General features: G+C 68.0%; 7 protein-coding genes and 3 pseudogenes. 3 read left to right on the top strand and 7 right to left on the bottom strand.

Features of this window, described 5'->3' with window-relative positions; translation table 11 throughout:
- Positions 1-293 precede the first annotated feature (293 nt).
- The 3 genes and pseudogenes from EV657_RS04285 to EV657_RS22645 all read left to right on the top strand — a co-directional run.
- Positions 294-4,676 (top strand): hypothetical protein, encoded by a 4,383-nt coding sequence (locus EV657_RS04285; protein WP_208323219.1) that lies wholly within the window; start codon positions 294-296, stop codon positions 4,674-4,676.
- Positions 4,677-4,688: 12 nt separating this feature from the next.
- Entirely contained in the window at positions 4,689-9,449 is a 4,761-nt protein-coding gene (locus tag EV657_RS04280; protein WP_134077227.1) for a hypothetical protein, read from the top strand.
- A 121-nt stretch (positions 9,450-9,570) separates the two neighbouring features.
- Positions 9,571-10,048, top strand: a pseudogene (locus EV657_RS22645) (transposase family protein); the annotation flags it as partial.
- On the opposite strand, the pseudogene EV657_RS22105 reads toward EV657_RS22645, so the two are convergent.
- The 7 genes and pseudogenes from EV657_RS22105 to nifN all read right to left on the bottom strand — a co-directional run.
- A pseudogene (locus EV657_RS22105) lies at positions 10,042-10,443 on the bottom strand (integrase core domain-containing protein); the annotation flags it as partial. The pseudogenes EV657_RS22645 and EV657_RS22105 sit on opposite strands and share 7 nt — an antisense overlap.
- Positions 10,428-11,379 (bottom strand): annotated as a pseudogene (locus EV657_RS04265) (IS3 family transposase); the annotation flags it as partial. The pseudogenes EV657_RS04265 and EV657_RS22105, both read right to left, overlap by 16 nt.
- A 368-nt stretch (positions 11,380-11,747) precedes the next feature.
- A complete protein-coding gene (fdxB, locus tag EV657_RS04260; RefSeq protein WP_081382118.1) occupies positions 11,748-12,041 on the bottom strand; it encodes a ferredoxin III, nif-specific in 294 nt (97 codons plus the stop codon).
- Between the two features lie 3 nt (positions 12,042-12,044).
- Entirely contained in the window at positions 12,045-12,254 is a 210-nt protein-coding gene (locus tag EV657_RS04255; RefSeq protein WP_075785891.1) for a CCE_0567 family metalloprotein, read from the bottom strand.
- 88 nt (positions 12,255-12,342) lie between these two features.
- Positions 12,343-12,816: a NifX-associated nitrogen fixation protein gene (locus tag EV657_RS04250; protein WP_075785892.1), complete on the bottom strand. Its 474-nt coding sequence runs from the start codon at positions 12,814-12,816 to the stop codon at positions 12,343-12,345.
- Entirely contained in the window at positions 12,813-13,256 is a 444-nt protein-coding gene (nifX, locus tag EV657_RS04245) for a nitrogen fixation protein NifX (protein ID WP_165828044.1), read from the bottom strand. Before nifX ends, EV657_RS04250 begins: the two co-directional genes overlap by 4 nt.
- 13 nt (positions 13,257-13,269) lie before the next feature.
- Positions 13,270-14,664, bottom strand: a complete 1,395-nt coding sequence (gene nifN, locus EV657_RS04240) for a nitrogenase iron-molybdenum cofactor biosynthesis protein NifN (protein ID WP_134077226.1) — start codon at positions 14,662-14,664, stop codon at positions 13,270-13,272.

Genomic DNA, 14,664 nt, shown 5'->3' with positions numbered 1-14,664 from the left:
GACCCCGATGGGCCGGGGACCGCGGGGTGCGACGGGATGCGGCCCGCGGGTCTGGCTGAAGCGCATGCCGGGTGGCGTTCCCGGGGGCGTCGCCCGGTCGCGGTCGCGGCGCCTGCGGTGCCTGCCGTAGCGTCATCGCTCCGACCGATCCGCGTGGGGAGGGCGCGGGCTGAGCTTGCTTCCAACAGCCCGGTCAGCGCCGCTTTCAACCGTGCCGCGTAATAGTATTTTACAGAATCGCCCATATGGGCTAATTTTGTTTCTATTAAGTATATAATCCATTGGGGTTTGCCATGGCAGTCCGCCCCTCGTTGCGCTCGATTTCCGGGCTCTCTCTTGGTGCGTCCATTCCGGTTCAGGCGATCACCTCGCGAGGCGCCATCGTGTCCGCCATCGACGCGGCGATCGACGATCTGGTGCTGATCCCGCGCGCGCCCGATGTGATCAAGAACATCTTCGAGAAGACCCGGCCGGGTCGGCCCGCGCTTCGGGTCGACGACCTGCTGGCCCTCCGGATCGAGCTGCGCAATTGCGAGATCGTGCCGGGCAGCCCGCCGAAGCTCCGCAAGACGGCGGGCGGCACCGGGCGGCTGATCCTGCATTTTCCGCCCCAGACGGTGACCGAAGAGACCTTCTTCCAGCCGCCGCCGCCCAGGATCGGCAAGCCGGTTCCGGCGGAACCGAAATACGCCAATCCCAAGGACCAGCCCAAGCCCGAGCCCGCCAATCCGGCCGCAGACGAGGCGCTGCGCGAGCCGCCGATCCGGGCCCGCATCGCCGATGAATCGCGGCTGTCCTTCCTGGTGCCCGAGGGTTTCGAGATCGACTATACGCTCGAAGGCGTGCTGGCGGCCTGCCAGACCCTGACCCTGTCGGTCGCGGGCAATGCCAGGCCGCGCAGCCAGCCAGGCGTTTTCCTGCCGCTGACCGACCTGATCCGTAACGGCGCGCTGAACGCGCTGTCGGTCAAGGCGCGCGCGCAGCTGGCCGGCCATGTGGCGTCCTCGTTCCGCCTGGCCGCCAGCGAGGGCGGCGACATCACCACGCTGCGGGCCCGTCAGGCCAGCGCCAACGCGGCGGTCTTCGAACGCATTCCCGACCGGGTGATCGTGGCCCCGGGCGGCGCGAAACCCCGGCCCGGCAACCCCACCGCGACCACCACCGCCATCGAGATGCCCTGGCGGCTGATCGTGTCGCCCCATGGGGGCGCGAAATGGCGCCATGCGACGCGCCCCGCGCTGTCGGCCTCGACCGCCCATGTCGAGCTTTGGCACACGCGGATGGTCACGCCCGGGTCGGACGGTACCGAGATCCCGCCGCCCTATGCCGATCCGGCCCGCACCATCCGCGCGGTCTGGGCGCGTTCGGGTTCCGGGTCCGAGGCCGCAAACCCGCCGATGCGACAGGCTTGGCCCACACGCTCGCCGGGGGTACCGCCAAGCCAGCCCAATGACGCGCTGCCGGTGCCGGGCGGGCGTCCGTTCCGGATGCCGCTCGACGATTTCGACCGCTTCCAGATCGCGCATCTGTCCTCGAACTTCTCGGTCACCGGCTACACGCCGGAACCGGTCGACACCAACCTCATGATGCTGTCCTCGCTGGGCGGCTGGCTCGATTCGCGCGGGTCGTGGAACCCGCCGGGCCTGTCGGTCGAGGAATGGGTGCATCGCGGCGCGATGGGGCGCGACCATTACGTCAAGGTCGTCTATCGCGGCTGTCTGTGCCCGCTGAACTGCCGGGTCTCGCTGGTCAAGGTGACCGAGCGCAAGTTTCACAAGCGCAGTTCCGAAACGCCCGGCTCGCAGGACGGCTACGACCGCAGCCAGCATGCCTATCTGCGCCAGCGCTATTTCATCATCATCCGCGAACGCGTGCTGACCTTCGATGACGCGTTGTTCCATGCCGCCAAAAGCACCGACAACACCGTCAATTTCGCGCGCCAGTTCCCGTTCTCGAAAATCGAGATCCTGACAGAGCGCACCCCCGATCTGGACGATCCGGGCGATACCGACGTGTCGAACGCGGGCCAGCTTTTCTTCTGGCCCTCGGTCAATGGAGAACCGTTCCGGTTTCAATGCGCGGGCACCGACCTTGACGGGAACCGGGTGCTCTTCGATCTGCCGATGATCTTCATGGACAACACCGTGTCCTGTCCGCGGATCTTCAACCCGGTGACCGAACGGCTGGACGCGGACTATCCCGCCGCCGCCTTCAATGCCGCGACCGCCGCCGAGGAATACGCGAGATGGCCCCAGCGCCATAGCGTGCCCTTCGATTTCCAGCGCGTGGCGCTGGCCACCTCGGCCAGGTCCGGCGACACCGCCGTCGAGGTCGAGGAGATGGTGCTGGGCGCCGAGGCGCCGAAGCGCGGCGGGCCGGGCCAGCAGCCCACCCGCAACGCAACCATCGAGGCCTGGAGCCGCGATCTGTCGCGCGCCCTGTTCCTGCCGAAGATCGTCGAGACGACGGCCCGGCTGGGACCGGTGAACCAGCTGACCGGCTCGACCCGCACCAACCGGCTGAGCTGGAACGCGCGCTATCTGCAATTCGGGTTCGCCGCCGGTGCCGGCGCGCCGGTGGGCCAGCGCAACGTGGGCGAGGTCTTCGCCGATATCGTGCAAAGCCCCAATATGGGCATGCTCGACTTCTCGTCCCAGGGCGACAAGTCGGGCGGGTTCGTCCAGCCGAACCTCAGGCCGCGCGCGCTGTCGCGGATGGCAGGTCCGGTGATGTCGGACGTGACCCAGTTTCTCGACGGGCAGATGGAACCCGGGGCGGGGTTCCCGATCTCGGTCAGCGACCTGCCGCTGCCGCTTCTGTTCGGCTGCATCCCGCTGGGCGAACTGATCAAGGCCGTGACCGACATTGCGGGCGAGGGCGAGAAGGTGCCCCGCTTCGTCTCGGAGGCGGGCACCCAGGTCGAAAGCTTCATCGGCGCGCTGGTCCAGCTTTTCGGACTGACCTACGACCTGCCGCGCGGGGTGCTGGGGCAGGGGGCGGGCGGGCTGGCCCAGGCGGTCGGAAAGATCGCCGATCTGGGTCAGCAGGGGCAGGTGGCCCCGGCCGCGTTGCAGGCCGCGCTGGCGAAGCTCTCCGAGATCGAGGCGCTGATCGCGGGGCTCGGGACCACGCTGGAAAGCCTGTCGCACCAGGCGCTTGACGGCATCGGCGCCGCGCCCGACTTTGCCGCGCTGCCCGGTCAGATCGCGACGATCCAGACCCGGATCGCCGAACTGCTGGCCATCGTCAACGGACCGCAGGGCGATGCCATTCCGGCCAATCTGCGTCAGCAGATCCGGGCCTTCGCGACCGGTCTCGACACCCTGCTGGAAGCGGTCGGGGACAGTGCCGCGCTGTTTTCGGCGGCCAGGGACCTCTGGGACGCGCTCGACGCCATCGTGGGCGATCCGACGGTGCTGGCGAACCTGCTGTCCGACGGGGCCGGGCTGGAAGCGAAGATCAACGATGTCATCGCGGCGCTCGGCCCGTTCGAGACCGCGATCCGCGACTTCGACCTTCTGGGCGCGGCGCCCAAGGCCGCGATCCTGACCGCGCTGGGCGCGGTGCGCGAGGTGCTGGAGGCCGCGGCCGATCTGGCCAGGCTGATCGAGGCATTGACCGGGGACGAGTTGACCATCCGTTTCGACTGGGCGCCCGAAATCGGCAACTGGCCCGCCGCCGCGGGCGAAGAGATCTTTCGCGCCAATGACAAGCGCGGCTTCGTCGTCGCGGTCGAGGGCAAGGTCAAGAAGAACGGCAGTTCCAGCCCGAAGATCGCCGTGACCTGTTCTCTGAACCGCTTCGATCTGGTGCTGATCGGCAAGGCGTCTTTCCTGGAACTGAACTTCGACCGCATCGTCTTCTCGGTCGACAGCGCCGCCAAGATGGATGTCGACGTGGTGCTGGACGACATCCGCTTCGTCGGGCCGCTGTCCTTCGTCGAGACCCTGCGCGACCTGATCCCGCTCGACGGGTTTTCCGACCCGCCCTATCTCGACATCACCCCGCAGGGCATCCATGCGGGGTTCGACATTGCGCTGCCCTCGATCTGCGTCGGTGTGCTGAATATCAACAATCTCAGCCTCGGCGCGGGCTTCACCGTGCCCTTCATCGGCCAGCCGCTGTCGGTCGCCTTCAACTTCTGCACCCGCGAACAGCCCTTCTGCCTGACGGTCTACTGCTTCGGCGGCGGCGGCTTCTTCGGCGTCACCATCGACCCGAGGGGCGTGCAGATCCTCGAGGCCGCGCTGGAATTCGGCGCCTCGCTGTCGGTCGATTTCGGCGTCGCCTCGGGCGGGGTCGAGGTGATGGCGGGCATCTATTACCGGATGGAGCTGCAGGACGCCTCGCTGACCGGGTATTTCCGGCTTGGCGGCCATGTCAGCGTGCTGGGGCTGATCTCGGCCTCGCTCGAGCTGTATCTGGAACTGCGCTACGAATTCTCGTCGGGCAAATGCGTGGGCATGGCCCAGCTGACGATCGAGGTGTCGGTGCTGTTCTTCTCGGGCAGCGTGACCATCCGCTGCCAGAAGAAATTCGCGGGCTCGAACGGCGACCCGAGCTTGCGCGAGATGATGGGCTTCGACGCGACCCTGCTGCTGGCCGACGAGCTGGCGGCGATCTCGGGGCCCGGGGTGGATTATGCCTGGCGCGACTATGTCGAGGCCTTCGGCTGAGGGGGAATTACCATGGCAGAGCAGTTTCTGGTCTGGACCGTCCTGCCCTATGGCCGCATGGCCGACGGGGGAGAGCATGACGGCAAGTGGCGGGTCAGCCTTGTGGTCTCGCCCCGTCTGACGCCGCAGGCGCCCGACGAGCAGGTGCTGAAGGCGTATCAGCCCTGGCTCGACTGGCCCGCCACGCTGGCGCGGGCGAATTTTCGTCTCAGGATCGGCAGCACGCTGGTGCGGCTGACGCCGGTGTCGAAACCCGAAAGCGACCTGTGGAAACGCTTCTTCACCGAAGAGACTCCGGTTGCGGGCTTCGTCTATGCCGATATGAGCCGGGTCAACCTGCGGTCTTATGCGGTGCGCAACGTGCTGGCCTTCGCGCGGCGCCATTACGGGCGGCTCGCGGCGCAGTCGGGCGACGACCATCCGGTTCTCTTGCCCTGGAAGGATGCCGATCCCGCGCTGAAGGGCATGCTGGGCGATCTCGGGACGCGCACCCAGATCATCAATTTCGGTGACCGTTCGGTCGAGGTGCCGCTGCCGGGATTCTCGCGCTTCTTCGGCGACGACATCGACAAGCTCCTGGACCGCTCTGTCTTCTCGCCCGAGTCGGTCTTCCCGATGGCCGTGCCGGGGCCCGGCGTCGAGGGCGAGACCGGCACGCCCGATGCGGCCGAAAGCCGCCCGCGCCGCGCATTGCCGCCCGACTGGGTGCCGCCGGCCGCCGCGGGCGCGGCCGCCGGGGTGATGGCACAGTTCACCTCGGCGGACGAATACACCTTCTATCAGGCCGACCGCTTCTACCGCCGGACCCGCGCGAGCGAACTGGAAAAGCTCAAGCGCCGACCCGATTTCAAGGATGTGACCCCGCCACCGCCCGCGCCGGAGTACGACTTCCACCGGATCGTGGCCTCCTATGCCGATTATGGCGGTCTGAAACGCGGCCTTGGGCTGGTGATCGACTGCGTGCTCGAGACCGGCAAGGTCATCGACGACCGGATCGCGGCGGGCGGCGGCACCGGCATCGGGCAGATGCAGCTGGTGCTGAAATGGGACGGGGACGCGCCGGGCAAGGACGCCACGCCCCGCACCGCCTGGCTGGCCCGCAAGGACCGGTTCGTGCCGCGCCCGCGCAGCGCGCAGCATGACGCGGGGCTGCTGCGGCTTGAGGACAGCGACGATGGCTGGCAGGTGGCCAAGGACGAAAAGCCCGGCCTTTTCGATCTTTATCAGGTCGATCCCGATGGCGCGGCGCTGAAGACGGTGAACTTTGCGCTGACCGCGCAGAACCTCGTGGCCCGCAGCCTGAGCCTGCGCCAGAGCCATGGCGAGGTGACCTACACGACGCCCGACCGGCAGGGCGTGGCGGCGCTGCGGTCCGGCGGCATCGGCGTGTCGCATCATGGCCGCGCCATGGATCTGGCGCAGCTGGCCGCCGCGGCCGATCTGAAGAATGCCGAGATCGCGGCGGGCAATGCCGACAAGGTGGTGCTGTTTGCCGAGGATGTGCATCGCGGCTATCGCATCGACGTGGCCCGGGTGCCCGACCGGGTCCATCCCGGCCCCTGGCAAAGCCTGCAGGCGCGGGTCGGCGACTATCGCGTGATCTCGACCGGCGAGCAGCTGAAATTCCCGCCCGACGAGGGCTATGTCTCGGGCCATTCGGTGTCGGGCGATCCCGACAACGCGGACGAACAGTACCTGCATGAAAGCCTGTTCCGCTGGTCGGGCTGGAGCCTGGCCGCGCCGCGTCCGGGCAAGACCATCCGGTCGGAAACCGGCGAGGACGACAACCTGCAGGCCGAGCTGCCCGCCGATGTCACCGACACCGCCGAAAAGGGCAACGATCTGGCCGTCATCTTTGCCGCCGAAAAGGGCAGCCTGCCGCGCCTGCGCTTCGGCGCGCTGTACCGGCTGCGGGCGCGGGTCGTCGATCTGGCGGGCAATTCGCTGGGGCTCAAGGACCCCTCGCTGGGCGATCTGGAACAGGCCAGCGACGCGGTCGGCTACTGGCGCTTCGAGCCGGTCGATCCGCCCGTGCTGGTCCAGCGCGAAAGGCTGAGCGAGGGCGAGCAACTGGAACGGCTGGTGATCCGGTCGAATTTCAACGCAACGACCGGCGAATATCTCAACGATCCCGATTTCCAGGCGGCGGCGGCCGAACCGGCCTCGGCCGATTTCGCCTATACCGAAACCAACCAGCGCCATCTGGTGCCGCCCAAATCCTCGCAGCAGCAATGCGAGACGCATGGTTTCTTCGATCCGTTCTTCGGCGACTGGCAGCGCATCCGCGAGGGCTATGCCATCGCCGCGCGCGAGGCGGGCACGCTTTACGATCCGCTGCCCGGCGCCCAGATCGAGCTGATCACGCCGGAGACGCTCGATGCCATCGCCACCACGGCCGCCGTGCCGCCCGCGCTGCCCTCGGCTGGCAACCCTGTGGGCGACCGGATGGCGGGCGGGCAATATGTGATCCACCGCGAGGCCGCGCTGACCACACCCTATCTGCCCGACGGGGCGGCGGGCGGCATCTCGATCCGGGCGGCGCGCGGCCATACGCTGCCGGGGATCGACGACGAGATGGTGCTTGGCCCCAGCGCCCGGGTCGTGCGCGACGACCGCGAGCGGCTGATCCTGCTGGTCCGGCATGGCGGCGACTGGCCCGATCTGGCGGGGTTCCGTCTGGTTCTGGCCGAACGCGCCGAAACCGACAGCGACCTGCCCTGTGCGGTCGATTTCCCCGACAGAGGCCTGCCGGTCTGGGACGAGGACAAGCGCGAGCTGACCCTCTTTGTCGAGAAGGGCCGGATCGTGCGGCTTTTCTACGCCAGCTTCGTCTCGCCCCGGCATCTGGACAGCTTCGGAATTCCGCACTGGACAGAATCGGCCAAGGCCGCCGAGGCCTGCCGCAAGGCCGCGGCGATGGGCACCAACTGGCTGATGACGCCCTATCGCCCGCTGACGCTGGTCCATGCCACCCAGGCGCCGGTCTGCCGCCCCGAGATGATCCAGATGACGACCAGCCGGGGCAGGGGCGACCGCGAGTTGCGGCTTCATTGCCGTCAGGTGCGACTGCACGGTCCCTCGACCGGCAAGATCGAGATCGAGGCCGACTGGCAGGAATGGGTCGATGACATCGCCAAGCCCCGGCCCGAGCGTGTCGCCTTCCGCGGCCAGCTGGGCGAGGTGCGGCTGGCCGAGAACCACCCCAACGCTCTGGTGCTTTCAACAGCCGTCTCGGCGCAGCTGACCGACCCCGAGGCCAAGCGCGGCGACGTGCACGATCTGGGCGACACCCGGTTCCGGCTGATCGCCTACCGGATGCGCGCAACGACCCGGTTCCGCGAATACCTGCCGCCCGCGCTTTACGGGCAAACCGATCTGGTCACGCAGCTGGGGCCGGTTGCACTGGGCGAGCCGATGGCCCTGCCGCCCGAGGACGACATGGGGGCGCCCGTGCTGCCCGATCCGGCCGGTTCGACTGCCCAGACCCGGGTGCTGGCCTCGGCCCCGCCCAAAGACCCGCGGTTGCTTTATGTCGTGCCCACCTTCCGCTGGAGCCGCAGCACCGGCGCGACCGGCTATACCGCGACCCGCACCGGCAACGGGCTTCGGGTCTGGCTGGACCGGCCCTGGTTCAGTTCGGGCGATGGCGAGCTTCTGGGGGTGGTCCTTCACCGCAATGGCGGCAATTTCAATGAAATCCCGGAACGGTTCGAAAAGCTCGTCACCCAATGGGGGACCGATCCGCTCTGGCAAAGCCCGGCGCCCAAACAGACGATCCGCGATGCGGATTTTCCGGCCCGGGTGACCGCCGAAACGCTGGCGCTGCGGGAAGCGCGTCCGGGCGATCCTTCTGTTCGCATTGTCGGGCATCGGGTGCATTGGGATGACGACCGGCGGCTTTGGTATTGCGATATCGAGCTGTCGCCCGGGTCGAGCTACATGCCCTTCGTGCGGCTGGCGCTGGTGCGCTATCAGCCGAATGCGATGCCGGGGGCCAGGATCTCGCGCGTGGTTCTGGCCGAGTTTGCCCAGGTGCTGCCCCGCCGCCGGGTGCGGGCGACGCGCACGGGCTCGGTGCTGTCGGTCAGCCTGCACGGGCCGGACCCGGAAAGCGGCCCGATCCGCTTCGACCGCGATTCCGCCTTTCAGAACGTGTCCTTCGTCAACGGGCCGTTCGAGACCGGCCGCAACCGTGTCGAGATCGTGCTGCAACGCCAGAAGGACGGGATCGACAGCGATCTGGCCTGGGAAGACGTGCAGGTGCTGCACGACCATGTCGTGGGCGAAGAGGAAGACGGCGGCATCGGCCCGGTCTTCGCGCCGGGGGGGCTGTCCGCGGCCCGCGACGGGGTTCTGTCGCTTGACCGCCCCGCGGGGACGGGGGCGCTCTCGGCCACCGTGTCGCCCGGACCCGCCGGGGGCCGGGTCGTCGCGCCGGCTGCGGGTGGCCGGGTCACCCTGCCGCCCGCCGAGGACCGCAGTCTGGCCATCGGCCGCGCGCTGGGCACCGCGATGGGCGGCGCGATCGGGGATCTGGTCACGCCGACCCGTCCGATCGACCCGTTCCTTCCCGACCCCGCCTTCTGGGACGCCACCGTGACGCTGCCCGGCGGTGCGGGACCGCGCCGCATTCTGGTCCGCGAGTTCGAGCGGTTCTATTCCGACAACACCGTCAACGAGCGGCATGGCGGGCGGCTCTTTCCGCGCCGGATCATCGAGGAACGGCTGGTCTTCGCCGAAACCTTCGACCCCGAGGCCCTGCTGGTCCGCTGAGGTCCGCTTCGGGGCCGTCGGGGGCTATCTGTTCCATGCCGGATGATCACATGGCCCCGCGCCGGTCTGCCCTGTTCATGGCAAGGTCGATCCTGCGCGAGGTTCGGGATGGGATGGGTGCATGCTGATCTCTCTGCACAGGCAGGCCACCACGACACCGAAGATCCGGGGAGCGATCCAGGCAAGCAGCGAACCGACGCGGTTGGTTGCCGAGCGCTCCGGGATCTCCGAGCGGACGGTCTGGACGTGGCGGGGTCGCGACGATGTCCACGCCCGGAGCCACACGCCGCACCGCTTGCAGACGACGCTGACGCCGACGCAGGGTTCGAGCGTGAAACGATCGATCCGGTGGACCGATCGCAGCGAAGAAGGTCGCCGTTGCGCTGCGCAAGGCGCTTCTCCTGCGGCTCGACGATCTGCTCGCCGTGGTGCGCGAATTCCTCGACCCGCATGTCTCGCGCTCGGGCCTCGACCGCTGCCTCCGGCGCCACGGCCCGGGCAACCTGCGGGCGCCGAAGCCGAAGGCATCCAAGCCCGCGCATGGCAGCTTCAAGGCCGACGAGCCCGGCGATCTGCACATCGACATCTCGTATCTGCCCATGTTTCGGTAACCCAGATGCGGGCGCTCGGTGGTGTCGTGGACGAGCCAGGCGTCGAGATCGGCCTGGAGCGCCTCGACAGTCTCGTAGAAGGTCTCGCGCATCTTCACGCGGAAGACCTCCTCCAGCACCCTGCCGTTGAAGCGCTCGACGAACCCGTTGGTCTTCGGCGTGCGGACCTTGGTGCAGCGGTGCTCGATGGTGTTGAGGTCGAGATAGAGCTCGTAGGGGTGCTTTTCGGTGCCGCAGAAGTCGCGGCCGTTCGCCATTGGGCTCGAACCAATGGCGCCTTCAATGGCTCGCTCGGTCAGCACCGCCTTCACCGGCAGGTCCAGGGCGCGGTGGAAGGGCAGCACGTCGTTGTGCAGGACCGCCACCGCCGCCTCGGGCCGTTGAACGCCTCGCAGTTCCCATTCTGCATGGGCTTGCCGGGGGCGATGTAGTGCCATCTCATCTGCATCTTCCCGGCCCGTTCCAGGATCGCATTCGATGTGAACTCGGTTCCATTGTCCGAGACGATCACGCCGGGCTTTCCACGCCGAGCGATCAGCGCCGTCAGTTCCCGTGCGACGCGTTGGCCTGAAATCGAGGCGTCGGCCACGGCCGACGGGCTTTCCTTGGTGACGTCGCCGATCACGTTCAGGATGCGAAATCGGCGGCCATCGGCAAATTGGTCCTGCACGAAATCAATCGGCCAGCGGGCGTTCGCCATGGCTTCGGTCACCAATGGCGCTCGCGTTCCTATGGCCCGCTTGCGGCTTCGGCGTCGGCGTCGGCGTCGGCGTCGGCGCCCCGAAAGCCCCTCCTCCCGGTAGAGCCGCCGGGTGCGCTTGCGGTTCAGCACGTGGCCGTCACGCCGCAGGATCACATGCAGGCGGCGACAGCCGAACCGCCGACGCGTCCCGGCGGCCCCGCGTAGCACCTTGCGCAGGTCGCGGTCATCCGGGCGCCGGTGTCGGCATCGCACCGAAGACCTATCCGCCCCGATCAGGCAACACGCCCGCCGCTCGCTCATCTCGTAGCCCTGTTCGAATTGGGCGATGGCCTCTCGCCTGGCGGCGGGCGTCCCCATTTTTTTGACAGCAGATCCTTCAGCGCCGTGTTGTCGAGCATGCCTCGGCCAGCAGGCGCTCAAGCTTGGCGTTCTCGTCTTCCAGGGCTTTCAGACGCTTCGCCCCGGACGGCTTCATGCCACCGAACTTCGCCTCCCTGGCGTAGAACGTGGCGCCGCTGATCCCGTGCCTGCGGCAGACCTCGGCCGTCTTCGCGCCCGCCTCCTGCTCGCGCAGGATCGCGATGATCTGCTCTTCCGTGAATTTCGATCTCTTCATGTCCGGTCCTCGCCTTGGGCCGGACTCGAGCATCAGATGGACGAGGTATCGGGGGTCACAGCCGCATCGACCGCATGACGTTCGACGATATTGCGGCAGAGCTATCGCGCAGATTTCCCGAAGGCCGCAGGGTCGCGAAGTCCGCAATCCACGCATGGTGGCAGCGCCGCAGACGCCGCTGACCTTGTGCCGGACGCCGCCGGGCCATCCCGGATAACCGGTGGACTGCCGGGGTCTTCCGGGATCAAACCTCGTGAACCATCGGTATCGGACCGGCTGAACGGTCAAACCGGTCCCCGACAAGAGGCGAGCCGCCCCCGGTGGGGGAGCCGGCGCGCGGGGCCGGTCGGCGATGGGGGGCGGGCCGCTCAGGCCGGGGCGTGGGTCTGACAGCCCGAGGGACAGACGCGGGCGCAGGCGCCGCAGCCGATGCAATCGTCGCCATCGGCGATGACCATGATCTTGCGCTCGATCTCGTCCTCGAATTCCTCGTCGTCAAGATCGACAATCTCGTCCTCGTCGGTGACGCCCTTCAGGGTCAGCACGCTGCGGGCGCAGACCTTGAAGCAGCGGCCGCAGCCGATGCATTTGCCCTGATCGATCGCCATCAGGAATTCGGGGATATATTCGGTGCCGCCGCGGGTCGTGGCTGTGATCGGCATGGCTCAGGCCTCCTCTGCGGCTTTCCGGGCCGCTTTCAATGCGTTGCGTGCGTCTTCCAGGTCCTTGAAGACCTGATGGGTTTCGGCGGCGACCTCGGGGATGCGCGTCCAGTCGACGGGAAGCTCCTCGGCCAGATCGTGCAGGTTCATCTTGGCGTTGGTGGCGCGCATCGACAGTTTCCTGACCTTCGCTTCAAGCTCTTCAAGGCTCATCGGCTGTCCTCGGGGTGATGGGGCACAAACGGAACGGCGGCCCGGCCGGGGTCGGGCGCCATGGGGGTTGCGAGCCGGTCGTCGCGGCTCAGGCGCGGGCGGCCTCGGGGAAGCGCGCCACCATGTCGGCCGCGTCCGCCGTCAGCTGTTCGCCGGTTTCGGCCAGCCTGGCGAAGGTTTCGAAGCCGAAGCGGTGGATGTCGCGCACATGTTTCGACAGCACGACGAGCCGCCCCGAGATCAGCACGATCCGGCCGAAGCCCTCATGGGTGATCCGCGACATCTGCGCCGCCTGGGCGCCGGTCCGGCGTTCCAGAAGAAGGGCCACCGCGTCATAGAACCGCTCGACCCGCCAGAGCACGTCCGGATCGGGGTCGCAGATGATCGGGATCTCGCGGCGTTCTTCCTTGGTCACGATGAAATCGGCCAGGATCTCGGCATCGGGCTTGCCGTCCCAGCTGCCATGGGTGTCCTCGGCGCGGATCACCGCGATCAGCTGGGTCAGGTATTCGCTGGTCGGCAGCGCGCCGCCGCGGGGCAGGGTGTCGGCCTCGGTGCTCATTCGCTGTAATCCTCGGCATAATCGGAGGCGAAATCGGTCTGCGGCCGGCCCAGCACCTTGCGCAGGAAGGGCGGGGGCGAGCCTTTCAGCATGGTCTGGGTCTGGGCGATGACCTCGGCGATGGGCTCAGGGTCCTTGCGCTTGATCGGGTGGATGCCCGCGCGCACCACCTTGGCGGCCGACGGCCCGCCGATCGCCAGCACGAACAGCAGCGCGCAGCCGGTCAGCGCCTCGACCTTGGGGGTGATCCGGTCGTCGAGGTTGTCATGGCCGCCCTTCTGGTCGGTGACGACATCGAATTCCAGCACCTCGACCAGGCGCGACGACGTGGTCGTCACCTCGTAGACGGCGAATTTCGCGGCCGATCCGAAATGCGCGTCGAGACGCTCCATATCGTTGGTCGCAATGGCGATTTTCAGCGGGATCTCGCTGTCGGTCATGTCTTTCTCCGGCTCAATGAGGCGCAGTCTGCGGGCGGTCATGGTCGAACTCCGGGTCGATGGGGGCTGCGCCGAAATCCTCGGGGCGCACAGCATGCGGATGGGCCAGCACCGCATTGGCCACCTCGAAGAGGAAGGCGCGGGTGCCGCGATAGCCGACCCGGCAGATATCCTGGGCGCCGAGCCGGTCGTTGATGGGAAAGCCCGCGCGCACCAGCGGCAGGCCCAGCGCCTGGGCCGCGTGGCGGCCATGGGCGTGACTGATCAGAAGGCTCGCCTCGCCCTTCCGCGCTCCGGCCTCGAGATCGCCGAGATCGCCCAGGACGGCCTCTTCGGCCGGGATCAGCTCGACGATGGGGTTGGCACCCGAGGTGGTGACGACGGCCACCGCCTCGGCGCCCATGCCCGCCAGCGCCGAGCTCAGCGCATAGGCAAGGTCGGGATCGGCGGCGATGGCATAGCGCAGGCCCCCGGTCTGGAAATGCGCATCCAGCATCGCATCCTGCAGCCGGGCGCGGTCGCGCTTGATCGCGTCGGGCGCATCGGCGGTCCCGGCCAGCGCCATCAGCGCATGGACGAAGCTGTCGACGGCGCGCAGCCCCGTCAGCGACGGAAAGACCTGCACCTCCATATGGCCGCGCTGGCCCAGCAGCCGCGCCGCGCCTTGCATGCTTTCGCCGATGGCGAAGGTCGCGACCGATTTCGCCATGGCCGGGATCGCGTCAAGCCGGGTCCCGCCCAGCGAGCGCCCCGACCAGTCCTCGGCCAGATGGCCGTCAAGCGCGGTCGAGAGATCGGGCAGGAAGATCGGGGTCAGGTCGAAGGCCCGGATCAGGCGGTCGATTTCCTCGATCTCGGCCGGGGTGACGTTGGCCGAGGGCAGCACGTTGACCTGACGCGCGACCGTCTCGGAGCGCGCGGGGTCGCGTTCCGGCACCAGCGCCTCGACGATGGCGGTGACGGCGGCGGCCCAGCCATCCTCGATCGCGCCCTCGAAATCGGGGGTCGAGGCATAGACGACCTTCAGATCGCCGAAATCCTTGCGCCGGGCCAGGATCTCGCGCAGCTCGCCCGGCACGTCCTCGCCGCGGGTTTCGGTCAGCGCGGTCGAGGCGATGCCGATAAAGCGGGGATGGGCGCGCTTGCGGATATTGGCGATGGCCTCCTCGATCTGGTCGGGGCCGCCGAGGATGGTCGAGACCTCGTTCATCGCCGTCGTCTGCAGCGGGATCGCTTCCTTGAAGTGCCGCACCATATGGACCATGGCGAAGGCGGTGCAGCCCTGCGCGCCATGAAACAGCGGCACCGCGCCCTCGATGCCCAGATAGGCCATCGCGGCGCCCAGCGGGGCGCTCGATTTCAGCGGGTTGGTCGACAAGGCGCGGCGGGGTCGGGTGAGGCGGGCCAT

The organism is Rhodovulum visakhapatnamense (assembly GCF_004365965.1).
In the GTDB taxonomy this organism is placed as follows: domain Bacteria; phylum Pseudomonadota; class Alphaproteobacteria; order Rhodobacterales; family Rhodobacteraceae; genus Rhodovulum; species Rhodovulum visakhapatnamense.
The sequence above is the reverse complement of the archived record's forward strand: the minus strand, read 5'-3'. Positions and strand labels throughout refer to the sequence as shown.

What these genes read in the sequence shown, in the direction of transcription:
- EV657_RS04285 (WP_208323219.1), top strand. Translation starts at nt 294, where the DNA reads ATGGCAGTCCGCCCCTCGTTGCGCTCGATTTCCGGGCTCTCTCTTGGT.
- EV657_RS04280 (WP_134077227.1), top strand. Translation starts at nt 4,689, where the DNA reads ATGGCAGAGCAGTTTCTGGTCTGGACCGTCCTGCCCTATGGCCGCATG.
- fdxB (WP_081382118.1), bottom strand. Translation starts at nt 12,041, where the DNA reads ATGCCGATCACAGCCACGACCCGCGGCGGCACCGAATATATCCCCGAA.
- EV657_RS04255 (WP_075785891.1), bottom strand. Translation starts at nt 12,254, where the DNA reads ATGAGCCTTGAAGAGCTTGAAGCGAAGGTCAGGAAACTGTCGATGCGC.
- EV657_RS04250 (WP_075785892.1), bottom strand. Translation starts at nt 12,816, where the DNA reads ATGAGCACCGAGGCCGACACCCTGCCCCGCGGCGGCGCGCTGCCGACC.
- nifX (WP_165828044.1), bottom strand. Translation starts at nt 13,256, where the DNA reads ATGACCGACAGCGAGATCCCGCTGAAAATCGCCATTGCGACCAACGAT.
- nifN (WP_134077226.1), bottom strand. Translation starts at nt 14,664, where the DNA reads ATGGCCCGCCTCACCCGACCCCGCCGCGCCTTGTCGACCAACCCGCTG.